Source organism: Microvirga thermotolerans, from assembly GCF_009363855.1.
Classification (GTDB): domain Bacteria; phylum Pseudomonadota; class Alphaproteobacteria; order Rhizobiales; family Beijerinckiaceae; genus Microvirga; species Microvirga thermotolerans.
Map to the genome: position 1 here is coordinate 2845578 of NZ_CP045423.1, position 26055 is coordinate 2871632.

22 protein-coding genes are annotated in these 26055 nt (G+C 69.6%); all 22 read right to left on the bottom strand.

What is annotated here, in order from left to right:
- Window positions 1-80: 80 nt before the first annotated feature.
- A complete protein-coding gene (locus GDR74_RS13470) occupies window positions 81-956 on the bottom strand; it encodes a DMT family transporter (protein ID WP_152586783.1) in 876 nt (291 codons plus the stop codon).
- 25 nt (window positions 957-981) lie between these two features.
- On the bottom strand, window positions 982-2460 hold the full coding sequence (locus GDR74_RS13475; RefSeq protein WP_152586784.1) for an AMP nucleosidase: 1479 nt from the start codon (window positions 2458-2460) through the stop codon (window positions 982-984).
- 75 nt (window positions 2461-2535) lie between these two features.
- Window positions 2536-3222 carry an SDR family oxidoreductase gene (locus tag GDR74_RS13480; RefSeq protein WP_152586785.1) on the bottom strand — a complete coding sequence of 229 codons (687 nt, stop codon included), beginning with the start codon at window positions 3220-3222 and terminating at the stop codon, window positions 2536-2538.
- Between the two features lie 6 nt (window positions 3223-3228).
- Window positions 3229-4881 (bottom strand): energy-dependent translational throttle protein EttA, encoded by a 1653-nt coding sequence (gene ettA, locus GDR74_RS13485; protein WP_152586786.1) that lies wholly within the window; start codon window positions 4879-4881, stop codon window positions 3229-3231.
- A 1081-nt stretch (window positions 4882-5962) separates the two neighbouring features.
- Window positions 5963-7303: an erythromycin esterase family protein gene (locus tag GDR74_RS13490; protein WP_152586787.1), complete on the bottom strand. Its 1341-nt coding sequence runs from the start codon at window positions 7301-7303 to the stop codon at window positions 5963-5965.
- A gap of 95 nt (window positions 7304-7398) precedes the next feature.
- The gene (locus GDR74_RS13495; protein WP_152586788.1) at window positions 7399-8097 is read right to left on the bottom strand and encodes an SDR family oxidoreductase; all 699 of its coding nucleotides are present in this window, start codon (window positions 8095-8097) and stop codon (window positions 7399-7401) included.
- Between the two features lie 34 nt (window positions 8098-8131).
- Complete coding sequence (locus GDR74_RS13500; protein WP_152586789.1) at window positions 8132-9874, bottom strand: M14 family metallopeptidase; 1743 nt, start codon at window positions 9872-9874, stop codon at window positions 8132-8134.
- Window positions 9871-10728 carry an ABC transporter permease gene (locus GDR74_RS13505; protein WP_210251024.1) on the bottom strand — a complete coding sequence of 286 codons (858 nt, stop codon included), beginning with the start codon at window positions 10726-10728 and terminating at the stop codon, window positions 9871-9873. The genes GDR74_RS13500 and GDR74_RS13505 overlap by 4 nt, the downstream gene beginning before the upstream one ends.
- Window positions 10729-10733: 5 nt before the next feature.
- Window positions 10734-11654 carry an ABC transporter permease gene (locus GDR74_RS13510; RefSeq protein WP_152586790.1) on the bottom strand — a complete coding sequence of 307 codons (921 nt, stop codon included), beginning with the start codon at window positions 11652-11654 and terminating at the stop codon, window positions 10734-10736.
- Window positions 11655-11763: 109 nt separating this feature from the next.
- The gene (locus GDR74_RS13515) at window positions 11764-13287 is read right to left on the bottom strand and encodes an ABC transporter substrate-binding protein (RefSeq protein WP_152586791.1); all 1524 of its coding nucleotides are present in this window, start codon (window positions 13285-13287) and stop codon (window positions 11764-11766) included.
- Between the two features lie 27 nt (window positions 13288-13314).
- A complete protein-coding gene (locus GDR74_RS13520) occupies window positions 13315-15195 on the bottom strand; it encodes an ABC transporter ATP-binding protein (protein WP_152586792.1) in 1881 nt (626 codons plus the stop codon).
- Between the two features lie 161 nt (window positions 15196-15356).
- A complete protein-coding gene (locus tag GDR74_RS13525) occupies window positions 15357-16622 on the bottom strand; it encodes an aminopeptidase (RefSeq protein ID WP_152586793.1) in 1266 nt (421 codons plus the stop codon).
- A gap of 86 nt (window positions 16623-16708) precedes the next feature.
- Window positions 16709-17812 (bottom strand): molybdenum ABC transporter ATP-binding protein, encoded by a 1104-nt coding sequence (modC, locus tag GDR74_RS13530; RefSeq protein ID WP_152586794.1) that lies wholly within the window; start codon window positions 17810-17812, stop codon window positions 16709-16711.
- Window positions 17809-18507 (bottom strand): molybdate ABC transporter permease subunit, encoded by a 699-nt coding sequence (gene modB / locus GDR74_RS13535; RefSeq protein WP_425486928.1) that lies wholly within the window; start codon window positions 18505-18507, stop codon window positions 17809-17811. The genes modC and modB overlap by 4 nt, the downstream gene beginning before the upstream one ends.
- A complete protein-coding gene (gene modA / locus GDR74_RS13540) occupies window positions 18504-19307 on the bottom strand; it encodes a molybdate ABC transporter substrate-binding protein (protein ID WP_152586795.1) in 804 nt (267 codons plus the stop codon). Before modA ends, modB begins: the two co-directional genes overlap by 4 nt.
- A gap of 49 nt (window positions 19308-19356) precedes the next feature.
- A complete protein-coding gene (gene msrQ, locus GDR74_RS13545; protein WP_152586796.1) occupies window positions 19357-20013 on the bottom strand; it encodes a protein-methionine-sulfoxide reductase heme-binding subunit MsrQ in 657 nt (218 codons plus the stop codon).
- Window positions 20013-20957 (bottom strand): protein-methionine-sulfoxide reductase catalytic subunit MsrP, encoded by a 945-nt coding sequence (msrP, locus tag GDR74_RS13550; RefSeq protein WP_152586797.1) that lies wholly within the window; start codon window positions 20955-20957, stop codon window positions 20013-20015. The genes msrQ and msrP overlap by 1 nt, the downstream gene beginning before the upstream one ends.
- A 119-nt stretch (window positions 20958-21076) precedes the next feature.
- The gene (locus GDR74_RS13555; protein ID WP_152586798.1) at window positions 21077-22147 is read right to left on the bottom strand and encodes an ABC transporter ATP-binding protein; all 1071 of its coding nucleotides are present in this window, start codon (window positions 22145-22147) and stop codon (window positions 21077-21079) included.
- 29 nt (window positions 22148-22176) lie between these two features.
- Entirely contained in the window at window positions 22177-22881 is a 705-nt protein-coding gene (locus GDR74_RS13560; RefSeq protein ID WP_152586799.1) for an N-acetylmannosamine-6-phosphate 2-epimerase, read from the bottom strand.
- A 9-nt stretch (window positions 22882-22890) separates the two neighbouring features.
- Entirely contained in the window at window positions 22891-23742 is an 852-nt protein-coding gene (locus GDR74_RS13565; RefSeq protein ID WP_152586800.1) for a carbohydrate ABC transporter permease, read from the bottom strand.
- Window positions 23739-24671, bottom strand: coding sequence for a carbohydrate ABC transporter permease (locus tag GDR74_RS13570; protein ID WP_152586801.1), 933 nt, complete (start codon window positions 24669-24671; stop codon window positions 23739-23741). The genes GDR74_RS13565 and GDR74_RS13570 overlap by 4 nt, the downstream gene beginning before the upstream one ends.
- A gap of 135 nt (window positions 24672-24806) precedes the next feature.
- The gene (locus GDR74_RS13575) at window positions 24807-26054 is read right to left on the bottom strand and encodes an extracellular solute-binding protein (protein WP_152586802.1); all 1248 of its coding nucleotides are present in this window, start codon (window positions 26052-26054) and stop codon (window positions 24807-24809) included.
- Between the last annotated feature and the right edge of the window lies 1 nt (window position 26055).

The following is a 26055-nucleotide window of genomic DNA, read 5'->3' on the forward strand; positions in this document are numbered from 1 at the left end:
CGCTGTCGGGGCAAGCGAAACCTTCCCTCGCGACGCCGGGGCGGGCGGGAATTCGGGGAGGCTCTGCCGGGAAGGACCGGTTACCGGTTCGGGCGCGAGGCGTGGCGCGCCAGGAGGACCAGGAGAACGACCGCTCCGGCGACGAGCCAGGCGGAGAGCCCCACCCTCTCCCCGTTGAGTCCGGCGGCGATGAGCAGCGTCACGAAGGTCTGGAGAAGCTGGACCTGGCTGACGAGGGCGATGCCGCCCAGGGCGAGGCCCGCATTCCAGGCGAAGAAGCCGAGATACTGGCTCATGAGCGCCACGTAGGCGAAGCCGATCCAGTTCCAGAGCGGAACCGCGGCGGGATCGCCGGGCATGGACCAGAGGGTCGCCGGGACGGTGACGGGCAGCGAAACGACGAGGATCCAGGAGATCACCTCCCAGCCCGCATGGCCCGCCCGGACGAGCTTGCCCGAAAGCACGTAGCCCAGGGCCGAGGCGATTGCAGCGGCGAGCAGGAAGAGGTCGCCCGCCTGAACGGATCCCCCGCTCTCGTAGAGCGTGAAGCCCGTGACGAGCGCTGCCCCGGCGACCGCCGCGAGCCAGAAGGTCGGGCTCGGCCGCTCGCCGGCGATGAGGGCGCCGATCGCCGAGGTCGCGAGGGGGAGGATGCCGAGGACCACGCCGCCATGGCCCGCCGGAACGGTCTGCATGGCCAGGGCCGTGAAGCCGGGAAAGCCCGCGACGAGGCACAGGGCGGCGAGGCAGAGGGTCCGAAGCTGGCGCGCATTGGGCCGGGGCCTGCGCAGGAGGAGCAGGGTCCCGCCGGCGAGGATCCCCGCCAGGGCCGCGCGGCCCGCCGTCACGAAGAGCGGGCTCAACGCCGCGACCGCGAGATGCGTGAAGGGCAGCGTCCCGGCGAAGATGCACACGCCGACGAAGCCGAGCAGCAGGCCGGATGTTTCGCGGGACATGGAGCCTCTGGGGTGAGCGAAGGGTTTAGCGGAACGGCGGCTCGTCGAAGCTGCGCAGCTTGCGCGAGTGCAGGGAGGTCCGCTGGTCGCGCAGGATGTCGAGGGCGGCGAGGCCGATCATCAGATGCTCGCCCACGGCGCGCTCGTAGAAGGCGTTCGCCGCTCCGGGCAGCTTGATCTCCCCGTGAAGGGGCTTGTCGGAGACGCAGAGCAGCGTGCCGTAGGGCACCCGGAGCCGGTAGCCCTGGGCGGCGATGGTGCCGCTCTCCATGTCGACGGCGATGGCCCGCGAGAGGTTGATCTGCCGCCGCTCCTGGCTCCAGCGCAGCTCCCAGTTCCGGTCGTCGTAGGTCACCACCGTCCCGGTGCGCAGGCGGCGCTTGAGCTCCTCCCCCCGCTCGCCCGTGACCCGGGCCGCCGCCTCCTGCAGCGCGACCTGGACCTCCGCGAGGGCGGGGATCGGGATCTCGGGCGGGACCGCATTGTCGAGGATGCGGTCGCGGCGCAGGTAGCCGTGGGCCAGCACGTAGTCGCCGATGGTCTGGGACTGGCGCAGCCCGCCGCAATGGCCGACCATGAGCCAGCAATGGGGCCGCAGGACCGCGAGATGGTCCGTGATGTTCTTGGCGTTGGAGGGGCCGACGCCGATGTTGACCAGGGTCACCCCGTGCCCGTCCCGGCGCGTGAGGTGGTAGGACGGCATCTGGAACCGGTGCCAGGGCGAGGAGCCGATCAGCTCCGCCACCGTGTCCTCCGGCAGCCCGCCCTCGATGGAAATGCCGCCGGGCAGGATCAGCTTCTCGAAGGGGCTTTCCGGATTGGCGAGCTCGCTCACCGCCCAGCGGACGAACTGGTCCACGTAGCGGTGATAGTTCGTGAGCAGGATCCAGGGCTGCACGCAGCGCCAGTCGCTGCCCGTGTAGTGCACGAGGCGGCGCAGGGAATAGTCGGTCCGCGCCGCGTCGAACAGGGAGAGCGGGCGCGGCGCATGCTCCGCGAACTCCCACAGCCCGTCGGCGATCTCGTCGCCCACGGAGGCGAGAAGCGGCGTCGGGAAGAACCGCGCGAGCTCCGCGGCGGAATGCGCGCCGCGGCCGAGCTCGTCTCCCCGCTCGAAGATGTAGGGATAGGGGATCTCCTGGCCGCTCGTCCCGACCTCGAGCGTCACCCCGTAGTCGCGGACGAGGTGCCTGAGCTGCTCCAGCAGGTAGTTCCGGAAGAAGGCCGGCTGCGTGACGGTCGTCGCATAGGCGCCCGGCACCTGCAGCTTCGCATAGGCCCGCTGCTTCACGGGGGGGAGCGAGGTGGCCGCATAGACCACGCGCAGTTCGGGATAGCGGAAGCGCAGGCGCTCCTCGGGCGTGGGCGGAACCTGAGTCGCGAAGAAGCGCTCCAGCGCATGGCGCTGCGCCTCGACCGCCGAATCGTAGAGCAGGACGAGCTTTTCGACGGCTTCCTCGGGAGAGGCGACGGACTGGAAGGGCTTCATCTCATCAGCGGGCACGGCGACATCTTCTGTCAAGTTCTCGTGCCTCAAGGGTCTTACACGGTTTCGCGCGGGAACCCAACCTCTTCGCGCTCAGAACGGCAGCCTTTCCCCCTGCCAGTCGAAGAACAGGCCGCTGTCGGCCATGGAGAGGCGGTCGATCAGGGCGGCGATTCCCCTGGCGCTCTCCCCGACGTCGAGGTCGGCGCCCGCGCCGCCCATGTCGGTGCGCACCCAGCCCGGATGGACGCTGACGGCGACGATTCCCTCCGGCGCGAGATCGGTGGCGAGGCCCTGCATCACCTTGTTCGCCGCGGCCTTCGACGCCCGGTAGGCGATGCGGTCGGACTTCGCGTAGGAGAGCGAGCCCATGCGGCTGCCGATGGTGACGATCCTGGCGCTTGCGGAGCGCCGCAGCTGCGGCAGGAAGGCCTGGACCACGCGCAGCGGCCCGAGCGTGTTGACCGCGAGCGTGTCGAGGAACCCGTCGAAATCCATGTCGAGGGTGGACTGGCGCTCCGGCCCGATCACGCCCGCGTTGTTGACGAGGATGTCGACGGGTCCGTCGACGGCTCGAGCCGCAGCCGCGATGGAGGCAGGGTCCCGCACGTCCATCGCGACGAGGGAAAGGCGCCCCGCCTCCGCATGATCCCGGAGCGCGGGAGGGATCGCCCCCATGCTCCTGAGGGTTCCGACGACGCGGTCCCCGCGCTCCAGGAGGACGCGGGCGAGCTCGTGCCCGATGCCGCGTCCCACGCCGGTGACGATTGCGGTCGCCACGGACGCCTACCGCGAGAACTTCTTGTACTTGATCCGGTGCGGGATGGTGGAATCGACGCCGAGGCGGCGCTTCTTGTCCTCCTCGTAGTCGGCGAAGTTGCCCTCGAACCACTCCACGTGGCTGTCGCCCTCGAAGGCGAGGATGTGGGTGGCGATGCGGTCGAGGAACCAGCGGTCGTGGCTGATGATCACGGCGCAGCCGGCATAATCCTCCAGCGCCTCCTCGAGGGCGCGCAGGGTGTCCACGTCCAGGTCGTTGGTGGGCTCGTCGAGGAGCAGGACGTTGGCGCCGGACTTCAGGATCTTGGCGAGGTGCACGCGGTTGCGCTCGCCGCCCGAGAGCACGCCGACCTTCTTCTGCTGGTCGGAGCCCTTGAAGTTGAAGGCCGAGCAGTAGGCGCGGGCGTTGATCTCGCGCTTGCCGAGATAGAGCACCTCGTTGCCGCCGGAGATCTCCTCGTAGATCGTCTTGTTGGGATCGAGGGTGTCGCGGCTCTGGTCCACGTAGCCGAGCTTCACCGTGTCGCCGATGACGATGGAGCCCTCGTCCGGCTTCTCCTGCCCCGTGATCATGCGGAACAGGGTGGTCTTGCCGGCGCCGTTGGGGCCGATGACGCCGACGATGCCGCCCGGCGGCAGCTTGAACGACAGGCCGTCGATGAGGAGCTTGTCCCCGAAGGCCTTCTTCAGGCCCTCGAACTCGATGACGTTGTTGCCCAGGCGCTCGGCGATGGGAATGACGATCTGCGCCGTGGTCGGACCCTTCTCGGAGGCGCGGGCGACGAGTTCCTCGTAGCGCTGGATACGCGCCTTCGACTTGGCCTGCCGGGCCTTCGGCGAGGCGGACACCCACTCGCGCTCGCGCTCGATGGTGCGCTGGCGCGCCTCCTCCTCGCGGCCTTCCTGCTCCAGGCGCTTCTGCTTCTGCTCGAGCCAGGAGGAGTAGTTGCCCTCGTAGGGAATGCCACGGCCGCGGTCGAGCTCGAGAATCCAGCCGGTCACGTTGTCGAGGAAGTAGCGGTCGTGGGTGACGATCAGGATCGCGCCCGGATAGGTGCGCAGGTGGCCTTCGAGCCAGGCGGTCGTCTCCGCGTCGAGGTGGTTGGTCGGCTCGTCGAGGAGCAGGAGCTCGGGCTGCTCCAGCAGCAGCTTGCAGAGTGCCACGCGGCGGCGCTCGCCGCCCGAGAGCTTGTCCACCGGCCAGTCGTCCGGCGGGCAGCGCAGGGCGTCCATGGCCTGGTCGACCTGGGAATCGAGGTCCCAGAGCCCCTTCGCCTCGATCTCGTCCTGGAGGCGGGTCATCTCGTCCGCCGTCTCCTCGGAATAGTTCATGGCGAGCTCGTTGTAGCGGTCGAGGATCGCCTTCTTGGCGGCGACGCCCTCCATCACGTTCTCGCGCACGTTCTTGGTGGGGTCGAGCTGCGGCTCCTGCGGCAGGTAGCCGACCCGCGCCCCCTCGGCCACCCAGGCCTCGCCCGAGAAGTCGGTGTCGATTCCCGCCATGATGCGAAGCAGGGTCGACTTGCCGGCGCCGTTGACGCCGAGCACGCCGATCTTCGCATCCGGGTAGAAGGAGAGGTGGACGTTGTCCAGGACCTTCTTGCCGCTGGAATAGGTCTTGGTCAGACCGCGCATGTGATAGATGAACTGACGGGACACGGAAAAACCTGCCGAATGGGATCGTGTTGGGGAATTGCGGGGTGAGTTAGCAGGGGCGGCCCCAAGGAGCAAGGTGGGCAAGCCCCGCTTCCAGATCGCGCAGGATGCCCTCCCATCGCCGCGAAGCCCTCTCCTGCGGAGCCCGGGCGCGCTCAGGAAGCGCCGCCCTGCCCTCTTCCCCTTCCTCGGCAAGCGCCGACATGCCCTCTCCCCCCTTGCGGGGGAGAGCCGGAGAGGGGATGCGGGCGCGCGCTCCGAGAGGCTGGCGCTGCACCCCCTGCCCCTCCCCCTCGCAAGTCGGGTGGTCCCGGCTTGCGCACCGGAAGAGCCGATCCCGGGGCGACGCGTGATCGGCGGGGGAGGGAACGCGTCACGCTTCCCGCGCACCGCCGTCCGCCCGGACCGGCCCGGCCATGCCGCCGGAGATGAGACGTGAGAAGCACGCACGCCGCCGCGTCCTCCGGGCGCGTGGGCCCGGAGGGGCGGCGGGGTCGAGGGGGCACGAGGGTCGCTCCGGCTCGGGGGAAGGAAGGGGTGAAGGCAATGAGCCGCAGCGTCATCGCGCCCGGTTCTTTTCCGGCGGACCGGCGGCGGAGGCTCCGGGGATGGCCCGGACGCGGGACGGCGTTGACGAACGCCGGCGGCGCCGGACGGCCCGGAGCCCCGGCTCTGCCGGGGCCGCCCGCGGCCGGCGCGTGCGTGGCGCGCGGGCGCGGGACCGGTCCCGTCCCCGCATTCGGCGACGCCTCGCGAGCGCGCCCCTCGGCGGGACGGGATGCGTTACGATATAGCCGAGCTTGGTGCCGCTGTCAAGAACGAAAGCGGAACATTGCTGCGGGCGCGCCTTGCCGGGACGCGCAGCGGGAGAGCCGTTGCCGTCGCGGGGCACGCTTCGAGGGGCCCGCCTGTCCGGACGGCGGCAGCCGCGGCGTCTTCCGCACCGCAGGGGTGATGGCTTCCGGGCTCGCCTGCGGCGCCCCGGAATGACGGAGGGCGAGGGAAGAGGGGCGCGGCGAGACGGGAACGACGGGGCGCGGGCGCGGGATGACGCAAGCGGGCGGCGGACGTCGCGCCGGCGCGGTCACAGGCCGAAGGGGTAGGTCTCCGGCATCCCCTCCCCGTGCGCCTCGGTGAGGGGCGTCACGGCCGTGGTCTCCTCGAACCAGACATAGGCGTCGAACTGCTCCGGCAGGATCGCCTCGAAGTAGTGGCTGTAGAGTTCGGTCTCGGGCCGGTAGATCACGCCGATGGCGCGCTCCAGGCGCGGGCGGGACAGGGCGCGGCGCAGGTCGAGGCGATCGGTTCCCCGCCAGTCCGTCAGGAAACGGCCGAGGCCCGCGTCGCGGAAGATGCGCTCGTGGCTGTCGGGGCGCGCCGGGCGCACCTCCTTGATCTCCATGGCGGCGTCCCAGTCGCTCGCGGCGGCGACGGTGCCGCGGTCCGTGCCGAAGCCGATGAGCGCCGCCCTGTCCCCGTAGGCCGTGCGGCACAGCTCGCCGATGTTGAACTCGCCCTGCCAGCCCATGGCCGTGGCGGCCGCGTTGCCGATATGGGAGTTGTGCGCCCAGACCACCGCCTTCGCGCCCTCGCGCCGCGCCAGGAGCCGCTGCAGGGTGTCGAACATGTGCCGGTCGCGCAGGTTCCAGGACTCCGTCGCCCCCTCGTACATGATCCGGTAGTAGTGCTCCGCCGCGTGGACGATCCGCGCGTTCTGGACCGCGTCGAAGAAGGCCTCGCCGTCCGCGCCGAGATAGTCCAGCCGCCTGGCGAGCATGTCCTGGAGCTGGGCGAGGAGGGCCTGATCGCAGGGCCTCTTGCGGCCCGTGACGACGGCGCGGCCGTAGCGGGCGGGATCCGACTGCCAGGGGCTGAGGCAGCCGTAGCGCCCCCTCGCCTCCTGGGCCGCCTCGGGATCGATCCGGTCGAGGTAGTCGATCACCGCCCGGATCGAGGCATCGAGGCTGTAGACGTCGAGGCCGCGGAACTCGGCGCGCTCCCGCTCCGGGCGCTCGCGGTTGAAGTCCCTCAGCCAGTTGACGAAGTCCTCCACCTCCTCGTTGCGCCACATCCAGGCGGGGAAGCGCTGGAAGGCGGCGTCGTCGGCCGGCGGAACGGGGCGGTGGCGCACATAGGCGTCGATGCGGGCCGCATCCGGCCAGTCGGCCTCGGCTGCGACGATGGTGAAGCCGTGGCGCTCCACCAGCCGGCGCGTGATCGCGGCGCGGGCGCGGTAGAACTCCGACGTGCCGTGCGTCGCCTCCCCGAGCAGCACGACCGTCGCGTCGGCGAAGCGGTCGAACATGGCGCCGAAGGCCTCCGCATCGTCCGGGGACGGCAGGGGCTCGCCGCTGTGGCGGACGATGCCGACGGTCTCCTCGACCGTGGCGTCGCTCTCGCGTTCCTTCCAGGACAGGCCGGCCATGATCGCACCTCGGGGAAAGCGGGGCCGGGGCCGCGCCGCCCCGGCACATTTCCTTTAACGGCAGGTGCCTTTGCCTGTTCCGATCCGGACCCGTCTCAAAGACCGCGGACGAGGCCGCCGTCGACGAGGATGTTCTGGCCCGTGACGTAGCCGGCGTCGTCGGACAGGAGGAAGGCGACGGTCTTCGCGATCTCGTCCACCGTTCCGTAGCGGCCCATGGGAATGCGCGCCGTGCGCTCGGGCTTCTCGGGCAGGCTGTCGATGAAGCCCGGCAGCACGTTGTTCATGCGGATTCCCGCCTTCGCGTAGCGCTCCGCGTAGAGCTTGGCGAAGGCGGCGAGCGCCGTGCGCAGCGCCGCCGAGACGGGAAAGTCCGCATCGGGCTCGAAGGCGGCGAAGCTCGACACGTTCACGAAGGCGCCGCGTCCGGCCTTCTCCATTTCCGGCGTCACGAGGCGCGCCATGCGCACCACGTTCATGAGCACCACGTCGAGGCCCGCGTGCCAGTCCGCGTCCGGGATCGCGAGAAGATCGCCCTTCGGCGGGTGGCCGGTGTGGTTCACCACCGCGTCGATGCGCCCGTAGCGGCCGAGGGTCTCCTTCACGAGGCGCTCGAGATCGGCGGGCTCGGTGACGGAGCCCCGCACGGCGAGGGCATCGGTCTCCCGGGCCACCTCCTGCAATCCCTCGGAGCGGGCCAGGAGGGCGAGGCGGTATCCGCGCCGGTGCAGCTCGCGCGCGATGGCCGCGCCCATGCCCTTGCTGGCGGCGGTGACGATGGCGACCGGTGTCATGTGTCCTCCTTGCGACGGGTGTCGGGCGGGATCCTCAGGCGACGAGCGCCATGAGGCCTGCGAAGGCCTCCTCCGCCGCCAGCACGGTGGTCATCTGGACCGTGTGCGCGAAGCGGTAGGCGTCGCCGTAGATCGTCTCGTCCGGGAATTCCGTGATGAGGGTCAGCGGCGACGGGTGCCGCTCCTCGGCGGTGACGAGGCAGGGAATGCCGTTGACGATTTCGTAGGGCGTGCCGCCGGAATGGATCGCGCAGATCCCGATCTGGCGGCGGTTGAAATCGACGAGGCCCGGAACGGCCTGGAGGCGCTTCGTGACCGCCTCGATGAACGCCCGCGCCTGTGGGGCCCAGGACGGGTGATGGCGCAGGATGAGGAAGAAGCCCTTCGGAATCGCCCACAGCTCGAAGCCGCGGGGCAGGTAGCCGGTGAAGGGCCGCGTCCACTCGTGCGCCGGATAGCCGTGGAGGTTCACGTGCAGCTCGGCGCCCGAGAGTTCGAGCGCCTGGTTGCGCGCGCCGATCTCGTAGGTGGGGTTGCCGCGGTCGAACTCTACGTCGCTGCCGAGGGAGGTATAGCGGGCGGCATGGTGCATGTGGCGCGGATTGCCCTCGCAGAGGCGTCCGTGCAGGGCGTAGCCGTCCGGGTTCTCCACCGCGATGAGGGCGAGGTTCGCGTCGGGCTCCGCGAGAAGCCTGCGCGCCGCGCGCAGGGCGCCGACGGGAGCCGAGGTCTCGTTGGCGTGCTGGCCCGCGGAGACCAGCACGGCGGGGCGGGGGCCGCGCCGGTAGATCCCGCGTACGGGCCTTCCCTCCCGCGAGACCGCCTCGAAGGTCTCGCCCGGCAGCGCCGCGAGCTCCCGATGGATCTGCGCCAGCCCCGGCGCCGCATCGGCGGTCTCGAGCGGCTGCTCGGGACGGACCGGGTCCTGCGGCGGGCCGAAGGAGCGAAGCGCCACGCGCACATGCGCGTCCCCCTCCCCCGCCCGGATGTCCGGCACGATCTGCCCGGGCTGCAGGCTGCGGTCCTCCGGCGGGCGGCCGGAGCGGTGCTTGAAGAATTCGAGCAGCGAGAAATAGAAGTCCTCGTGCAGGGCCTCGCGGGTGCTCATCACCTCGTCGCCGTAATCCAGCGGGCGCTCGATGCCGGCGATGCGCACGTCGATGGCGAGGGTCTCGGCATAGGGTTCCTCGGCCGGCCATTCATGCGCGGCGACGGCCGCCATGACCCGGTCGAACACCGTCTCGATTTCGGTCGCCACCGCCTCGTCGCGGACGATGCCGGACGGGCCGGAGGCCCTCACCCAGCCGGTCGGGCAGAGATCGTCGAGGCCGAGATGGTTGCGGCGGATGCGGTTGGGGGCGAAGACCTCGTGCTCCGCCTCCCGCCCGTCGCGGTACCGCGCCCGCACCACGTAGACGAGGCGCTCGCCGCCGGGGGTGAACGCGGTCTCGACGCCGTCGAGAAGCCCGGCCAGCGGATAGGCCTCGGACAGGAAGCGGATGGGATTGGCGGCGGGGTGGACCGGATAGACCACCTCGACGCGGGCGAGACCCTCCGTCTCGATCTCCTCCAGGAAGGCGTGGACGAGGGGCTTGTAGGCGCTGCGCAGGCGCGCGGCGACGCCCGCCTGGCCAAGGGCGGCCTCGGCCCGGCGCCGCGCGGCCTCGTCCTCGAAGAGCCAGGCCTCGAGCCGCGTCCCGCGCCGGCCCGGCGCCGACCACTCCGCCACGAGCGCATCGAGGGTCCGCGGCACGCTTTCGTCGAGAAGAACCGTCATTTCGAGGTCTGTCCTGTGGGATCGAGGAAGTCGCGCAGCCAGTCGCCGAGGAGGTTGAGACCGAGCACGGTGAACATGATGGCGAGGCCGGGGAAGACGCTGACCCACCAGGCCGACTGCAGGTAGGTCCGCCCGTCCGCCAGCATCCCGCCCCAGCTCGGAATGAGCGGATCGACGCCGAGGCCGAGGAAGGTCAGGCTGCTTTCGAGGAGGATGTTGTTGGCCACGTTCAGCGTCATCAGGATGACGATGGGGCCGAGCACGTTGGGCAGGATGTGCTGGAAGATGATGCGCCCGTTGCCGACGCCGATGGCGCGGGCGGAGAGGATGAACTCCCGGTCGCGCAGGGCGAGGACGGAGCCGCGCACGAGGCGGGCGTACTGGACCCACTGCGCGACGATCATGAAGAAGATCACCTTGTCGATGCCCGTGCCGAGAATGGCGAGGAACATGATGGCGATGAGGATGAACGGTAGCGCGAGCTGCACGTCCGCGAAGCGCATCAGCACCACTTCGGCGATGCCGCGATAGTAGCCCGCGAGGAGACCCATGAGGGTTCCGACCGTCACCGCGCCCAGGACCGAGAGCACGCCGACCACGAGGGAGATGCGCCCGCCCACGATCACGCGGGCGAGCACGTCGCGCCCGAGCGGATCGGTCCCGAGGATATGGGCCGGGTTCTGGAACGGCGGGAGCAGGCGGGCCATGAGGTCCATGCTCTCGCCGCCGTCGGGGAAGAGGAAGCCGGAGAAGAGCACCGCCAGCGTCATGCCGCCGGTGAGCGCCACCCCGAGGATGAGTTCGAAGGATCTGAAACGCCGCCGCGATGCGGGCGCGGCCTGGGCCATGGCCATGGACGTCACTCCGTCCGGATGCGGGGGTCGATCAGCCCGTAGGCGATGTCGACCAGGAGGTTGATGAGCACGATGAAGAGGGCGAGCACCGTGATCGCCCCCTGCAGGACCGGATAGTCGCGGGCGGAGATCGCGTCGAAGGCGAGCGTCCCCATGCCGGGCCAGTTGAAGACCCGCTCCACGATGACGATGCCGCCGATGAGGCTGCCGAACTGAAGCCCCACATAGGTGACGAGGGGAATCGCCGAGTTGCGCAGGGCATGCTTGTAGAGCACCACCCGGTCCTTCAGCCCCTTCGAGCGCGCCACCATGATGTATTGCTGCGAGAGCGTCTCGAGCATGGAGGTGCGCACCAGGCGCACGTTGGTGGCGGTGAGGATGATGCCCATGGTGAGGGCCGGCATGACGAAGCTCTCGGGCCCCTCCATGCCGCTCGGCGGCAGGAGGCCGAGGCTGATGGAGAAGAACAGCACCATCATGATCGCCAGCCAGAAGTTCGGGAAGGACAGGCCGATCAGGGACAGGATGCGGATGAGCTGGTCGGGCCAGCGCCCGCGCTTGACCGCAGCGTAGACGCCGAGCGGCACCGAGAGGGCGATGGAGATCAGGAGCGAGACGAAGGCCAGGAGCAGGGTCGCAGGGAGCGCCTTGGAGATCAGGAGCGACACGGGCGTCCCGCCCATGAAGCTGCGGCCGAAATCGCCGACGAGCAGGCCTTTCAGGAAGGAGAGGTACTGCACGTAGAAGGGCCGCTCCAGGCCCAGCGCCTGACGGATGTTCTGCAGGTCCTTCTCGGTGATGTTGCTGCCGCCCGCCAGCATCACGGCCGGATCGCCGGAGAGCCGGATGGCGAAGGACACGATCAGCGTCACGGCCAGGATGACGAAAATGGCCTGGAGCAGTCGCTTGAGAATGAAGCCCGCCATCGGGTGTCCCGTTCCTGTTCTCTCGTGAGGAGGCCCCGCACAGGCGGGGCCTCGCGGTTATGCAGGCCGGAGCGGGCGGCCGCCGGAGCGGCGGCGCCCGCGCCGTCGCTTACTCCACGGTGACGTCCGTGAAGCGGAAGCGGCGGTCCGCCGGCGGCTCGAAGTTCTTCAGCCGCTTGTTCACGCCGTAGATGGTGTTCTGGTTGTAGAGCGGGATCTCCAGGGCGTTGTCCGCCACGTAGCGGGCGATCTCCTGAAGGATCTTCTCGCGCTCCTTCACGTCGTAGATGCTGCGCTGCTTCTCCAGCATCGCGTCGAGCTTGGGATCCTTGTCGTAGGGATTCCACTTCTCGCCGGAGTGATACATCAGGTAGGCGGTGTTGTCGTAGTCGAAGGTCCAGCCGCCCCAGGCGTTGTGCCAGGCCTCGCCCGTCTTGCCGTTCGGGATGATGTCGTTGAGCAGCACCGGCGTCTCGTAGGGCTGCAGCGACGGCTTGAGCCCGAGCGCCTGGAGAAAGCCCGCCGCCGCCTGCGCCACCTCGCGGAAGGTCGCGTCGTTGCCGCGGAAGTCGATCTTGATCGGCGCGCCGGGCTGCACGCCCGCCTGCTGGAGCATCTGCTTCGCCTTGGCGAGGTCGAAGGGCAGCGGCTTCAGGTTCGGGTCGTAGCCGAAGGACAGGTCGGCCTGGAAGCTGGCGATGGGCTTGCCGTGGCCGAGGAGCACCGCCTTGATGATCGCGTCGCGGTCGATGCCCATGATGAGCGCCTTGCGCACGTTCACGTCCTTGGTGATGCCGTTCTGCGTGTTGAGGCGCAGCGCCACCACCGTCGGGCCGGTGATGCTGATGAGGCTGAGCTTCGGGTCCTTCTCCACGGTCGGGGCGAGGCCGAAGGGGATCAGGGTCGCGATGTCGATGCGTCCGGCCTGGAGCTCGGCGATCTGCGTGTTGGCCTCCGCGATCATGCGGAAAACGAGCTTGTCGAGCTTCGGCGCGCCGCCCCAGTGCTCGGGGAAGGCTTCGAGGGTCAGGCTGACCTTGGGCTCGTAGCTGACGAACTTGAACGGCCCGGTGCCGACCGGATGGGTGTTGAAGTAGTCGTCGCCCTTCTCCTGGATGTACTTGGGCGGAACGATCATGGCGCCGTAGCCGGCGAGCTTGGTCAGCAGCACCGGGTCCGGCTGCTTCATGACGAAGTCGACCGTGCTGGCGTCGACGACCTCGACCCGGTCGATGGAGTTGTAGTTCGACTGCTGCGGCCCCTTCTTGCCCTCTGGGCCGAGGAGCCGGTCGAAGGTGAACTTCACGGCTTCCGCATTGAAGGGCTCGCCGTTGTGGAACTTCACGTTCTCGCGCAGCTTGAAGCGGATGCGGCTGTTGTTGTCGAGGAACTCCCAGCTCGTCGCGAGGCCGGGCTTGAGCTTCATGTCCGCGCCGCGCGCGGTGAGGCCGTCGAAGATGTTGTTGGCGGCGGACGACCAGTCGACCACGAAGGTGTCGATGGGGTCCCAGCTGCCGGGATCGAGGGCGATGGCGACGGTCACCGTGCCGGCGGCCTGCGCCGGCGCCGCGAGCGGCGCCAGGGCGACCGCGGCCGCGAGGCCGAGCGCCTTGAGGGTCGTGGATAGCTTCATGCTGCTCTCTCCTTCGAAGCTCTTGGTTCAGGCCGCGCCGCGGAGCCGTTCGGCTTCCTCGGCGACCCAATGGCCCGGTTCGACCTCCCGCATCCGGTGGATCGCCGGCTCCTGGCCGACGGGACGGACGGGGCTCGGGATCTCTCCCTCGATGCGCGTTCGGGCGCGCTCGCGCTCCGGATCGGCGATGGGAACCGCCGAGAGGAGCTTGCGGGTGTAGGAATGCTGCGGGTTCTCGAACACCGCCTGGCGCGGGCCGATCTCCACGATCTGTCCGAGATACATCACCGCGACGCGATGGCTGATCTTCTCCACCACCGCCATGTCGTGCGTGATGAAGAGGTAGGAGAGGCGCCGCCGCTCCTGGAGCTCCATGAGCAGGTTCACGATCTGCGCCTGGATCGACACGTCCAGCGCCGAGACGGACTCGTCGGCGATCACGAGTTTCGGATCGCTCGCCAGGGCCCGCGCGATGCAGATGCGCTGGCGCTGACCGCCCGAGAATTCGTGCGGATAGCGCTTGGCGTGGTGCGGCTGCAGGCCGACCTGCTCGAGCAGCTCGTGCACCCGCCGCTCGATGGCCCTGCGGTCCTTGATGAGACCGTGCACCACGATGGGCTCCGCGATGCTGAAGCCGACCGTGTGGCGCGGGTCGAGGGAGGCGAAGGGATCCTGGAAGATGTACTGGATCTGCTGGCGCAGGCGCCGCCGCTCCGCCTGGGTCATGGCGTTCATGTCGCGCCCCTCGAAGCGCACCGTGCCGCCCGTCGGCTCCACCAGCTGCTGCAGGGTGCGTCCGATGGTCGACTTGCCCGAGCCGGATTCGCCCACGAGCGCGAGCGTCTCGCCCGGGTAGATGTCGAAGCTCACCTCCTCCACCGCGTGGACGCGATGGGTGACGCGGCCGAAGAAGGTCTTGCCCACGTCGAAGCGGGTGGTCAGCTTCTCCACCTGCAGAATGGGCTTCGCATAGTCGGCGGTGTCCTGCACGCGGGTCTCGCCGACCTGCTTCGGCTCGCCCGCCTCCATCACCATCACCGGCGTGCGCTTGGGCAGGGGCTCGCCCTTCAGGCTGCCCAGGCGCGGCACCGCGGAGAGCAGCGCGCGGGTGTAGGGGTGCTTCGGCGCGGCGAAGATCTCGCGCACCGGCGCCTGCTCCACCTTCTCGCCCTTCCACATCACCACGACGTCGTCGGCCATCTCGGCCACCACGCCCATGTCGTGGGTGATGAAGATGACGGCCGTGCCCATCTCGGCCTGCAGGTCGCGGATGATGTTGAGGATCTGCGCCTGGATCGTCACGTCGAGGGCCGTGGTCGGCTCGTCGGCGATCAGGAGCTTCGGGCCGCAGGCGAGCGCCATGGCGATCATCACGCGCTGGCGCATGCCGCCCGAGAGCTGGTGCGGATAGCGGTCGAGGAGCCGGTCGGCGTCGGGAAGGCGGACCTTCTGGAGAAGCTCCTTCGCCCGCAGGCGCGCCTCGCGGGCGTTGAGCCCCTCGTGCAGGGTGAGCGCCTCGCCGATCTGGTTGCCGATGGTGAAGACCGGGTTGAGGGAGGTCATCGGCTCCTGGAAGATCATCGCGATCTCGTTGCCGCGGATGGCGCGCAGCGTCTCGTCCGGGGCGCCGACGAGGTCCAGCGTCTCGCCCCCCGGGCGGCGGAACAGCACCTGGCCGCCGACGATGCGCCCGCCGGTGTAGTCCGTGAGCCGCATGATGGCGAGGGAGGTGACGGACTTGCCGGAGCCCGATTCCCCGACGATGGCGAGGGTCTTGCCCGGCTCGACGTCGAAGCCGACCTCCTTCACCGCCCGGAAGGCGCCCGCCCCCGAGCCGAACTCAACCGATAACGAACGCACCGAAAGGAGAGGCTCGGCCTGCCGATTCTGAAGGGAAAAATCCGCCATGGATCCTGCTCGTCGCGGGAGCCGGCCTCCGGCCGGTCCCTACCTCTTTAATACCTCTCCCCTTCGCAGCGGCGATACCCCACCGTCAAGCCCGCCGCGCCGGTGAGCCGGCGATATTCCGCCCGGAGGACGCCGTGACGCGGCCGGGGCGGAGGATCTTCTCACGCCGACACCCATTCGCCGCCGCGCATGAGCGGCTCGGCCCGGCCGTCCGCAGCGATCCCGTCCACGTCCACCCGGTTCGAGCCGATCATCCAGTCGATATGGATCAGGCTCCTGTTGGCGCCGCGGGCGGCCAGCTCGTCCTCGCTCATGGAGCCGCCGTCCCTGATGCATTTGCTGTAGGCCTGTCCGAGGGCGATGTGGCTCGAGGCGTTCTCGTCGAAGAGGGTGTTGAGGAAGAGGAGCCCGCTGCGGGAGATGGGCGAGGAATCGGGCACCAGGGCGACCTCGCCCAGGCGGCGCGCGCCCTCGTCCGTCTCCAGCACCTTTCTCAGCACGGCCTCGCCGGTGCGGGCCCTGGCCTCCACGATGCGGCCGTTCTCGAACCGGACCTGGATGTCCTGGATCAGGGTGCCCTGGTAGGAGAGCGGCTTGGTGCTCGTCACGGTGCCCTCCACCCGGTCCTTGTGGGGGGTGGTGAAGACCTCCTCGGTCGGGATGTTGGCGTTGCAGACGACGCCGTTCTTCGCCTTCGTCGCGCCGCCGTTCCATTCGTGCCCGTCGGCGAGGCCGACGCGCAGGTCCGTGCCGGGGCCCTTGAAGTGCAGGGCGGCGTAGCTCTTCTCGTTGAGCACCCGGGTGCGGGCCTGGAGACTGGCGTTGTGCGCCGCCCAGGCGGCGATCGGGTCCTGCGTGTCGACGCGGGAGGCGGAGAAGATCGCGTCCCACAGCCTGGCGACGGCGACCTCCTCCGGATCGTCCGGGAACACCGCCTTCGCCCAGGCGGGAGTGGCGGCGGAGACGATGGTCCAGTTGGTGTCGAATCCGGCGATCAGGTTGAGGGCCGGCATGTAGGCCTTGGAGCGCGCCCTGTTGGCGCGGGCGACCTTCTCGGGATCCTGCTGCGCCAGGAGGGACGGGTCCTCGCCGACCACGGCGAGGCGCGCGGCGCCGTTCCTGAAGGCGGCGGCCATGCCGTCGTAGAGCCAGCCGGCGGCGGCGTCGAAGCCGTCCTCGCGCCCGTGACGGAAGCGCAGGAGGGTCGCCTCCTCGTCGGAGAAGAGGGTGGTCACCAGGGAGGCCCCTGCCCTGTAGGCATGCTCCGTGATGCGCCGCACGAGGGCGACGGCCTCCAGGGGCGCGGTCATGACGACCTCCTGCCCCGGCCTGAGGCCGAGGCCCACGCGGACCGCGACCTCGGCCAGCCGGTCGAGCCGCTCGGCATGGGAGGCGGCTGCGGACGGGTTCCGGACTTGCTCGTTCATGATCAGGCCTTTCGGGAAAGCAACGCGTCGCCCGGCAAGCTACACCCCCTGTCCCCGGGCGCAACCCTCCAGGCTGCAGGCCTGGGCTAATCCTCGCGCGGGGTGCGGGTCACGACCTGCGAGTCGAAGGCGACGCTCTTGACGATCGCGTGCACCTCCCGGCCCGGCGCGAGGCCGAGATGCGCGGCGGACTTGCGGGTGATCCGGGCGAGAAGGCGCTCGCCCCCGCAATCGAGCGTCACGTCGAGGCCGGGCCCCTCGCCGCCCTCCATGGCCTCCACCCGGCCGGGCAGGACGTTCAGGGCGCTGAGCCCCTGCGGCCGCTCCAGGGCCAGGATGACGTCGCGGGCGCGGATGCGCACCCTGAGCGGCGCTCCGACGGGCAGGTCGAGCCGGGGGACGGTGAGCGGGCCGGAGCGGGTTTCGAGGACCGTCAGGTCGAAAGAATCCTCATGGCGCAGCACCCGCGTCTCGACGAGGGCGCCCGCCTCCGCCGGGCCGGGCTCCGGGAAAAGCTCCGGGTGCCTGAGGATCTCGGCGGCGGGGCCGCAGGCGACCGCCCGGCCCTCGGCCAGGACCACGACGGCGGTGGCGAGGCGGGCGATCTCCGGCACCGAATGGCTGACGAGGACGATGGGCACCCTGCCCTCGTCGCGCAGGCGCTCGATATAGGGATAGATCTCCGCCTTGCGGGTGTCGTCGAGGGAGGCGAGCGGTTCGTCCATGAGCAGGATCTGCGGATCGGCGAGGAGCGCCCGGCCGATGGCGACCCGCTGCTTCTCGCCGCCCGAGAGGGTGCCGGGCCGCCGCCCGAGGAGATGGCCGATGCCGAGGAGATCCACGACGCGGCCGAAATCGGCCCGGCGCTCGCGGCGGGGCGTGAACCAGCGCCCGAAGAGCAGGTTCTGCCGCACCGTGAGATGCGGGAACAGGCGGCCTTCCTGGAACACGTAGCCCACCCGCCGCCGGTGGACCGGGACGTCGATGCCCTTGTCGGTGTCGAGGAGGACGCGCCCCTGCACGGCGATGCGCCCGCGCTCCGGCCTGACGAGGCCGCCGATGGCGTTGACGAGGGTCGTCTTGCCCGCGCCGGAGCGCCCGAACAGCGCGGTGAGCCGCCCCTCGGAGCGGAAATGCGCATCGAGGACGAAGGCGCCCAGCCGGTGGCGGATGTCGACCTCGAGACTCATCCGGCGGCGAGCCTCCGCCTCACCCGCCGGGCGAGCCATTCCGAGGCCCAGAGGGCCGCCACCGAGATCGCGACGGAGACGAGGGTGAGGCGCAGCGCCCGCCCCTCCCCGCCGGGAACCTGGGTGAAGGCGTAGATGGCCGTCGGCAGGGTCTGCGTCTCGCCGGGGATGTTGGAGACGAAGGTGATCGTGGCGCCGAACTCGCCCATGGCCTTGGCGAAGCACAGGACCGCCCCCGCCAGGATGCCGGGCGTGATGAGCGGCAGGGTGACGAGCAGGAAGACCCAGGCCGGGTGGGCGCCCAGCGTCTCGCCCGCCTTCTCCAGCCTGCGGTCCACGGACTCGATGGACAGGCGCACCGCCCGCACCAGGAGCGGGAAGCCCATCACCGCGCAGGCGAGGGCGGCGCCGGTCCAGCGGAAGGAGAACACGAGGCCGAGATGCTCGGCGAGGAAGGCGCCCGCCGGCGCCCGCCGCCCGAAGGTCAGCAGCAGGAGGTATCCTACCGCCACCGGCGGCAGGACGAGGGGCAGGTGCACGACGGCATCGAGCGCCCGGCGCCCCGGAAAGCGCCCCCGGGCGAGGAGCATCGCCACGGCGATGCCGGGAACGAGGCTGGCGGCCACGGCCGTCGCCGCCACCTTTAGGCTCAAGGCGACCGCCGACCATTCCTCCGGGGAGAGCCAGGCGTTCAAGATCCCGAAACCGGCTTGCCGCGGAAGGAGAAACCGTGCCGCTCGAAGGCCTGCCTCGCCTGCGGCGAGCCGAGGAAGGCGAGGAACGCCCGCGCCTCGGGCCGGGCCGTCCTCGTGAGCGCGGCCGGATAGAGGATCGGCGGATGCGCGTCCGCCGGGAAGGTCGCGACCACGCGGACCGAGGGGTCGGAGGCGGCGTCGGTGCGGTACACGATGCCGAGCGGCGCCTCGCCCCGCGCCACGAAGAGGAGCGCGGCGCGCACGTTCTCCGCCTGGGCGATGCGGTCCTTGACGCCCTCCCACGCGCCGAGCCGCTGCAGGGCCGCCTTGCCGTACCTGCCCGCGGGCACCGCTTCCACGCCGGCCATGGCGAGACGCCCGCCCTTCAGCGCCGCCGCGAGGTCGACGCCGGGGACGAGCGCGATGTCCGCGCCCTCGTCCTTCGGCGCGATGAGGACGAGGGCGTTGCCGAGAAGGTTCGTGCGGCTCGCCGGGTCGATGAGCCCCTTGGACGCGGCGTAGTCCATCCAGTCGAGATCGGCGGACAGGAACACGTCGGCGGGCGCGCCCGCCTCGATCTGCCGGGCGAGGACGTTGCTGCCCGCATAGGAGACCGCGGCCTTCGTGCCGGATTCCCGCTGCCAGGCGGCGGCGATGTCGTCGAGGGCGTTCCTGAGGCTCGCCGCCGCGAAGACGACGATGCCTTCGCTCCGGGCGGCGGCAGGCGCGGTCAGAACCGCGGTGGCGACGAGACCCGCGAGGGCGGCCCGGGCGAATTTCGGTATCATGCTCAGCGCCATGCGGCGGCACTCCTCACACGGGGGCATCCTATCCGAGCGGCGGCGCTCTTCAAGCCGCGCGGCGGCGGGGCTCCGGCTTCGGCGCGAGCCTGCGCAGGACGGACCGCCCCAGCCTGTATCCCAGGAGCGCGAGCACGATGGCCGCATAGACCAGCGGCTCCGGCGGCCAGGACTTCACGACGAGCAGGAAGTGCAGCACCGCGCCGATGGCGGCGGCATAGACCAGCCGGTGCAGCCGCGCCCAGGCCTTTCCGCCGAGCCTGCGGATGGCTGCGTTGCTGGAGGTCGCCGCGAGGGGAACGAGGACGAGGAAGGTCGCCATGCCGATGGTGATGTAGGGCCGCTTCACGAGATCGGCCCAGATCGCCTCGAGATCGAGCCCCTGGTCGAGGACGAGATAGGTCGTCCAGTGGAGGGCGGCGTAGTAGAAGCACAGGAGCCCGAGCAGGCGCCGGTAGCGCAGGAGGTTGATGCCCGCCAGCTGGCGCAGGGGCGTGACGGCGAGCGTCGCCACCAGGAAGCGCAGCGCCCAGAGGCCGAGCGACTGCTCCAGGTAGCGCATGGGATCGGCCCCGAGATTGTCGTTGACGCCCTGGTAGAACAGCCACGCGGCCGGCGCGAGGCCGACGGCGTAGAGGGCGATCATGGGCACCCGCGCGGCCGCGGGCGCGGTCCGCGGGGCGGCCTTCGGGCTGCGCGCGTCCATCAGTAGAACTTCCGCAGGTCCATGCCGGAATAGAGCTGCGCCACCTCCTCGGCATAGCCGTTGAAGAGCAGCGTCGGGCGCCTCTTCACGAAGAGGCCGCCCTCCCCGATCCGGCGCTCGGTCTTCTGGCTCCAGCGCGGATGGTCCACGTTGGGGTTCACGTTGGCGTAGAAGCCGTACTCGTCCGGCGCCTGCCTGTTCCAGGAGGTTTCGGGCTGCTTCTCGACGAAGCTGATCCGCGCGATCGACTTGATGCCCTTGAAGCCGTACTTCCACGGCACGACGAGCCGGATCGGCGCGCCGTTCTGGTTCGGCAGCCTCTCGCCGTAGAGCCCCACGGCGAGGATGGTGAGCGGATGCATCGCCTCGTCGAGCCGCAGGCCCTCCACGTAGGGCCATTCGAGCACCGGGAACATGGACTGGAGCCCCGGCATCTCCTCCGGCCTGTAGGCGGTCTCGAAGGCCACGTATTTCGCGCTGCCGAGGGGCTCGACCCGCTTGATCAGATCGGCGAGGGGGAACCCGTCCCAGGGAACGACCATGGACCAGCCCTCGACGCAGCGCATGCGGTAGATGCGCTCCTCCAGGGTCGAGCCCTTGATGAGATCCTCCACGGAGAACTCGGCGGGCCTGGCGACGAGGCCGTCCACCTTCACCGTCCAGGGCGAGGTCCTGAGGGTGTGGGCATGGGCGGCGGGAGCGCCCTTGTCGACCCCGAACTCGTAGTAGTTGTTGTAGCTCGTCACGTCCTGGAGGCTCGTCGGCTTCTCGTCCGTGGAGAACGGGCTCTTGACGGTGGCGAGGGAGCCTGCCCGCGCCGTCGCGGGCAGGCCGGAGGCAAGGGCAAGGCCTGCGGCCCCGGCGATGATCTGGCGGCGGTTGAGATAGATCTCCCGGGGCGTGATCTCGGACGGGAGGATGTCTGAACGGCGGCGGATCGGCACGGCGCACCTCGCTTGAAATCCACATGACCTGGGTACACCCGAGCGGCCCGGCGGTGCCTTCACGTTTGCGTTACGAGGTTCGCCCTGCCCGGGGGCAGGCGGCTCCCCTCGCCCGAGGGTCAGGCCGTGGCCACGCGCTTTCCTTCGGCATCGAACAGGTGCGCCTGGTGGGCCAGCGGCTTGAGGGCGACGGGCTCCGAAGGCCTGAGCGCCACCCGGTCGCGCACCACCACGGTGAGGCTGCCGCCCTCCGCCCGGGCGATGACGGTCGTGTCCGACCCGGTCGGCTCCACCACCGAAACGGTCGCGGGGATGGCCCCGGGCGTTCCGGCCGGGACGATCTGCAGGTGCTCGGGGCGGATGCCGACGGTCAGCCGGGAGCCGTCGGCAAGGCCCGGGCGGCTCTCCAGGGGCAGGACCGCACCGCTCTCGAGCACGATGCCCTGCCCGCCGAGCGTGCCCTGGACGAAGTTCATGGCCGGGGAGCCGATGAAGCCCGCCACGAAGAGGTTGGCGGGACGGTCGTAGAGCTCAAGGGGCGCGCCGATCTGCTCGACGACGCCGTCGTGCATCACCACGATCTTGTCGGCCATGGTCATGGCCTCGATCTGGTCGTGGGTGACGTAGACCGTCGTGGTCCTCAGGCGCTGGTGAAGCTCCTTGATCTCGGCGCGCATCTGCACGCGCAGCTTGGCGTCGAGGTTGGAGAGCGGCTCGTCGAACAGGAAGACCTGCGGATCGCGCACGATGGCGCGGCCCATGGCGACGCGCTGACGCTGCCCGCCCGACAGCTGGCGCGGATGGCGGTCGAGGAGCGGCACGAGCCCGAGGGCGGCGGCGGCCTCCTTCACGCGACGGTCGATCTCCGCCTTGGGCGTGCCCTTGAGCTTGAGGGAGAACGCCATGTTCTCCGCCACCGTCATGTGCGGGTAGAGCGCGTAGGACTGGAACACCATGGCGATGTCGCGGTCCTTCGGCGGGACGTCGTTCACCACCCGCGAGCCGATGCGGATCTCGCCCTCGGTGATGTCCTCCAGCCCCGCGATCATGCGCAGCAGGGTCGACTTTCCGCATCCGGACGGGCCGACCAGGATGACGAACTCGCCGTCCCGGATGTCGATATCGACGCCCTTGATGATCGCAACCGGCCCGAAGGACTTGCGGATGTTGCGGATCGACACATCGGCCATGTTTCACTCCGTGACAGAACTGCGCCGTCTCACGGGGCGCCAGCGTTTCCCTCGCCCGCCCACGGGGCCGCCGCCCGGACGAACGTCTTCGTGATCTCGCGCGGATTGGTGATGGCGGTGCCGACCACCACCGCGTGGGCGCCGCGCGCGAAGGCGGCGGCGACCAGCTCCGGCGTGTCGAAGCGCCCTTCGGCGACGACGGGGACCGGCACGGCCCTGACCAGCGCCTCGACGAGGTCGAGGTCGGGCCCCTTCTCCTTGAGCGCCGCCGTCTCCTCCGTGTAGCCGGAGAGCGTCGTCGCCACGTAGGTCGCGCCGTACGCGGCCGCCGCCTGCCCCTCCTCCAGGGTCGAGACGTCCGCGAAGACCTCGCGGCCGAGCTCGGAACGGATGCGCCCGATCAGGGTCCCGACCGGCTCGCCGTTGCGGCGGCGCGGCGTGGCGTCGAGCCCGACGATGTCCGCCCCCGCCTGCGCGATGCGGGCCGCATGGGCGAAGGCGGGCGTGATGTAGACGGGGTATTCGTCGTCGAACACCTTGTCGATGCCGACGATGGGGCACGTCGTCAGCGCGCGGATCGCCGCCACGTCCTCCACCCCGTTGGCGCGAAAACCCTTCGCGCCGCCCGCCGCGGCCGCCCGGGCCATGGCGGACATGAAGATCGGGCCGTGCAGCGGATTGTCGGCGCGGGCCTGGCAGGAGACGATGAGGGCACCCTTCGGAATGCGTGGCATGACGCCCTCCTATTTCACGGCGCCGGCCGTCATGCCCTGGATGAACTGGCGTGACAGCGCGATGTAGAGCAGCGTGATGGGCGCCGCCGCGACGGTGAGGCCCGCGAACAGCATGCCCCAGTCGGTGGTGTACTCGCCCATGAAGGTGGTGAGGCCCTGCGGAAGCGTCTTGGCGGAATCCGTCTGGATGAAGACCAGCGGGAAGAAGAAGTCATTCCAGATGGGCACCGCGTTCTGGATCGCCGCGATGGCCATGGGAGGCCGCGCGAGCGGCAGCATCACCGACCACATGATCCGCGGCTCCGATGCGCCGTCGATGCGGGCCGCATCCTCCAGCTCGGACGGGAGCGAGCGCAGGAACCCCGCCATGATGAACACGGCGGACGGCAGACCGATGGCGGTGTAGGTGAAGATGAGGCTCCAGCGGCTGTCCAGCAGGTTCAGGTCCCGCAGCAGGATGAACAGGGGAATGACCGCGAGCTTCAGAGGCAGCATGAGCCCCGCGAGGAAGAACAGCAGCACGACGGTGTTGGTGCGGGATTCGTAGCGCGCCACCGCATAGCCGGCCATGGTGCCGAGCACGAGGATGAGGACGACCGACGCGCCCGTGACGACGATGGAGTTGAGGAAGTAGGTCGGCATCGAGGTCTCGCCGAGCACCCGCGCGAAGTTCTGCACCTGCGTGAAGTCCGGCAAGGCGAAGGGATGCTCGAAGATCTCGCCGGTCGTCTTGAACGCGGAGAACACCATGACCACCACGGGGTAGAGCATGACGAAGGAGTTCGCGATCAGCACGATCTGGGCCAGGAAGGCGAAGGAGACCGGCCGCTTCGCCGCGGCCTCGTGGGTCAGGGTCGTCAAAACTGGATCTCCCGACGGCGCAGCCAGAGGGTGAGCATCGACGCGAAGACGACGATGAACAGGAACAGGAGCGTGGCGAGCGCCGAGCCCTGCCCGAAATTCTGGACGCTGGCGCTCTGGTTGCCGAAGGCCGTGCGGTAGAACACGAGGCCGAGGACGTCCGTCGAGCCGAAGGGCGAGCCGTCGAGCCCGACCATCACGTAAGGAATCTCGAACCAGTTGAAGGCGCCGATGAAGAGCAGCGTGAACAGGATGGTCGTGCTCGGCGCCACGAGCGGCCAGACGACGTTCTTCAGGAGCTGCCACTCGCTGGTCCCGTCGAGCCGCGCCGCCTCGATGATCTCGGAGGGGATGCGCTGCATCCCGGCGAGATAGACGAGGGTCGGGAAGCCGACGAAATGCCAGGCGTTCGCGAGGATCAGCGCGCCGAGGGCGGTCGAGGAATCCCCGAGCCACGGCCTGGCGAGGGAATCGAGCCCGACGGAATAGAGCGCCTGGTTGACGATGCCGAAATTCGGGTTGAGGAACAGCTTCCACAGGAAGCCGACGATGATCGTCGAGAGGACGACGGGAACGAAGACGGCGACCCGGTGGAAGCGGAAGCCGAAGGGCTCCTTGTAGAGGAGCCAGGCGAGGAAGAACCCGCCTCCGTTCTGGACGACCATCAGCGCCACGAGCGCATAGACGTTGTGGAGGAACGCGTTCCACACCACCGGCCCCATGGTGGGGCCGAAGAGCACCTCGCGGAAGTTGGCGAGCCCCACGAACTCCCCGCGCGCCAGGCCGCGCCATTCGTAGAAGGCGTAGGCGAAGGCGGACAGGATCGGGTAGACCACGAACAGGGACATGAAGACGATCGGCGGGACGACGAGGAACGCCACCCAGCTGCGGTGCTTCAGGGTCCTGGCCTGCTTCGGCGAGACGGGCATGGATCGGCCTTGGATCTTTCGGGAGGCTTCACGCCGTCATGGCCGGGCTCGGCCCGGCCATCCACGTCCTGGGGACCGCGACGGGTCGAAGGCGTGGATCCCCGGGCCGGGCCCGGGGATGACGAGAGCCGAGCCTCACTTCTGGAACGGCTTGTAGTAGGTCGCGATGCCCTTGTTGATCTCGGCCGCGGCCTGCTCCGGCGTCTGCTGGCCGGCGAGCATCTTCTGCACGTTCGACTGCAGCAGGACCGAGCCGCTCGGCTCCTGATAGCGGAAGCGCACCAGCATCAGGTAGGACATGGAATGCTCGGCGAGCTTCGCCACCTCCTGCGTGATCGGGTCCTCGATCTTGATGCCCTTGATCGGCGAGAGGTTCTTCAGGGTGTTGGTGAAGGCGGTGCCGTATTCGGGCGTCGCCAGGAAGCGGACGAACTTGAGCGCCGCGTCCTTCTTCTCGGACTTGGCGTTCACCGCGTAGCCGCCGTCGTAGTAGGTGGCGATGAGGGCCTCGTCGCCCGCCTTGAGCACGGGGGCCGGGAACACGCCGAGGTCCAGCGTGGGATTCTGGTTCTTGAAGTTGGCGATCTCGTAGGACCCGCCGGCGAACATGGCCGCGCGGCCCGCCACGAAGAGCTGCTGCGAGGACGGATAGTCCACGCCCGTGAAGTTCGGCGCGAAATACTGGCTCACCTCCTTCAGCTTCGTCAGCGCGTTGACGAAGCGCGGATCGGTGAAGTTCGCCTTGCCGGAGACGATGTCGGCCTCGAACGCCTTGCCGAGCATGGAGGACAGGAGGCCGCCCACGATGGTCTCGTTCTGCCAGGCGGTCGCCGTGCCGTTGGCGAAGGGATTGACGTTCTTGGCCTTGAGCGCCTGGCACAGGGCCATCAGCTCGTCCCAGGTCTTCGGCGGGTTCACGCCGGCGTCCTTGAAGATCTTCTTGTTGTAGACCACGAGCTGGGCCTGCATCGCGAAGGGAACCGCATAGACCTTTCCGTCGGCGCGGAGCGTCTCGGCGGCGAGCGCGGATTCGGGGAAGTTCGCGAGCTCCGGAACGTTCTGCTTGTCGAGGGCGAGCAGGTAGCCGGGAGTCGCGATGGCCTCCAGGTTGCCGTAGGCGCGGGCCTGGATCACGTCGGGGCCCCGGCCGGCGGCGAGCGCGGTGGAGAGGATCGTCTGGTAGTTCTCGGGCGCGTAGGTCTCGAACTTCACCGAGATGTCGGGCTCCTTCTCCTGGAACTTCTTGATGATGTCCTGGTAGAAAGCCTTGTCCTCCTGGCGCCAGCTCCAGAAGGTCAGCTCGGTCTTGGCCATGGCGGCCCCGGCCGAGAGCAGGTAGCCGCCCATGGCGACGCCCATCAGCATCCGTCTCGTCAGAGTCATT

What these genes read in the sequence shown, in the direction of transcription:
- GDR74_RS13555 (WP_152586798.1), bottom strand. Translation starts at nt 22,147, where the DNA reads ATGGCCGATGTGTCGATCCGCAACATCCGCAAGTCCTTCGGGCCGGTT.
- GDR74_RS13520 (WP_152586792.1), bottom strand. Translation starts at nt 15,195, where the DNA reads ATGGCGGATTTTTCCCTTCAGAATCGGCAGGCCGAGCCTCTCCTTTCG.
- msrQ (WP_152586796.1), bottom strand. Translation starts at nt 20,013, where the DNA reads ATGGACGCGCGCAGCCCGAAGGCCGCCCCGCGGACCGCGCCCGCGGCC.
- GDR74_RS13470 (WP_152586783.1), bottom strand. Translation starts at nt 956, where the DNA reads ATGTCCCGCGAAACATCCGGCCTGCTGCTCGGCTTCGTCGGCGTGTGC.
- GDR74_RS13505 (WP_210251024.1), bottom strand. Translation starts at nt 10,728, where the DNA reads ATGGCCATGGCCCAGGCCGCGCCCGCATCGCGGCGGCGTTTCAGATCC.
- GDR74_RS13570 (WP_152586801.1), bottom strand. Translation starts at nt 24,671, where the DNA reads ATGCCCGTCTCGCCGAAGCAGGCCAGGACCCTGAAGCACCGCAGCTGG.
- modC (WP_152586794.1), bottom strand. Translation starts at nt 17,812, where the DNA reads ATGAGTCTCGAGGTCGACATCCGCCACCGGCTGGGCGCCTTCGTCCTC.
- GDR74_RS13515 (WP_152586791.1), bottom strand. Translation starts at nt 13,287, where the DNA reads ATGAAGCTATCCACGACCCTCAAGGCGCTCGGCCTCGCGGCCGCGGTC.
- GDR74_RS13490 (WP_152586787.1), bottom strand. Translation starts at nt 7,303, where the DNA reads ATGGCCGGCCTGTCCTGGAAGGAACGCGAGAGCGACGCCACGGTCGAG.
- modA (WP_152586795.1), bottom strand. Translation starts at nt 19,307, where the DNA reads ATGGCGCTGAGCATGATACCGAAATTCGCCCGGGCCGCCCTCGCGGGT.
- GDR74_RS13495 (WP_152586788.1), bottom strand. Translation starts at nt 8,097, where the DNA reads ATGACACCGGTCGCCATCGTCACCGCCGCCAGCAAGGGCATGGGCGCG.
- GDR74_RS13560 (WP_152586799.1), bottom strand. Translation starts at nt 22,881, where the DNA reads ATGCCACGCATTCCGAAGGGTGCCCTCATCGTCTCCTGCCAGGCCCGC.
- GDR74_RS13510 (WP_152586790.1), bottom strand. Translation starts at nt 11,654, where the DNA reads ATGGCGGGCTTCATTCTCAAGCGACTGCTCCAGGCCATTTTCGTCATC.
- GDR74_RS13525 (WP_152586793.1), bottom strand. Translation starts at nt 16,622, where the DNA reads ATGAACGAGCAAGTCCGGAACCCGTCCGCAGCCGCCTCCCATGCCGAG.
- GDR74_RS13500 (WP_152586789.1), bottom strand. Translation starts at nt 9,874, where the DNA reads ATGACGGTTCTTCTCGACGAAAGCGTGCCGCGGACCCTCGATGCGCTC.
- GDR74_RS13575 (WP_152586802.1), bottom strand. Translation starts at nt 26,054, where the DNA reads ATGACTCTGACGAGACGGATGCTGATGGGCGTCGCCATGGGCGGCTAC.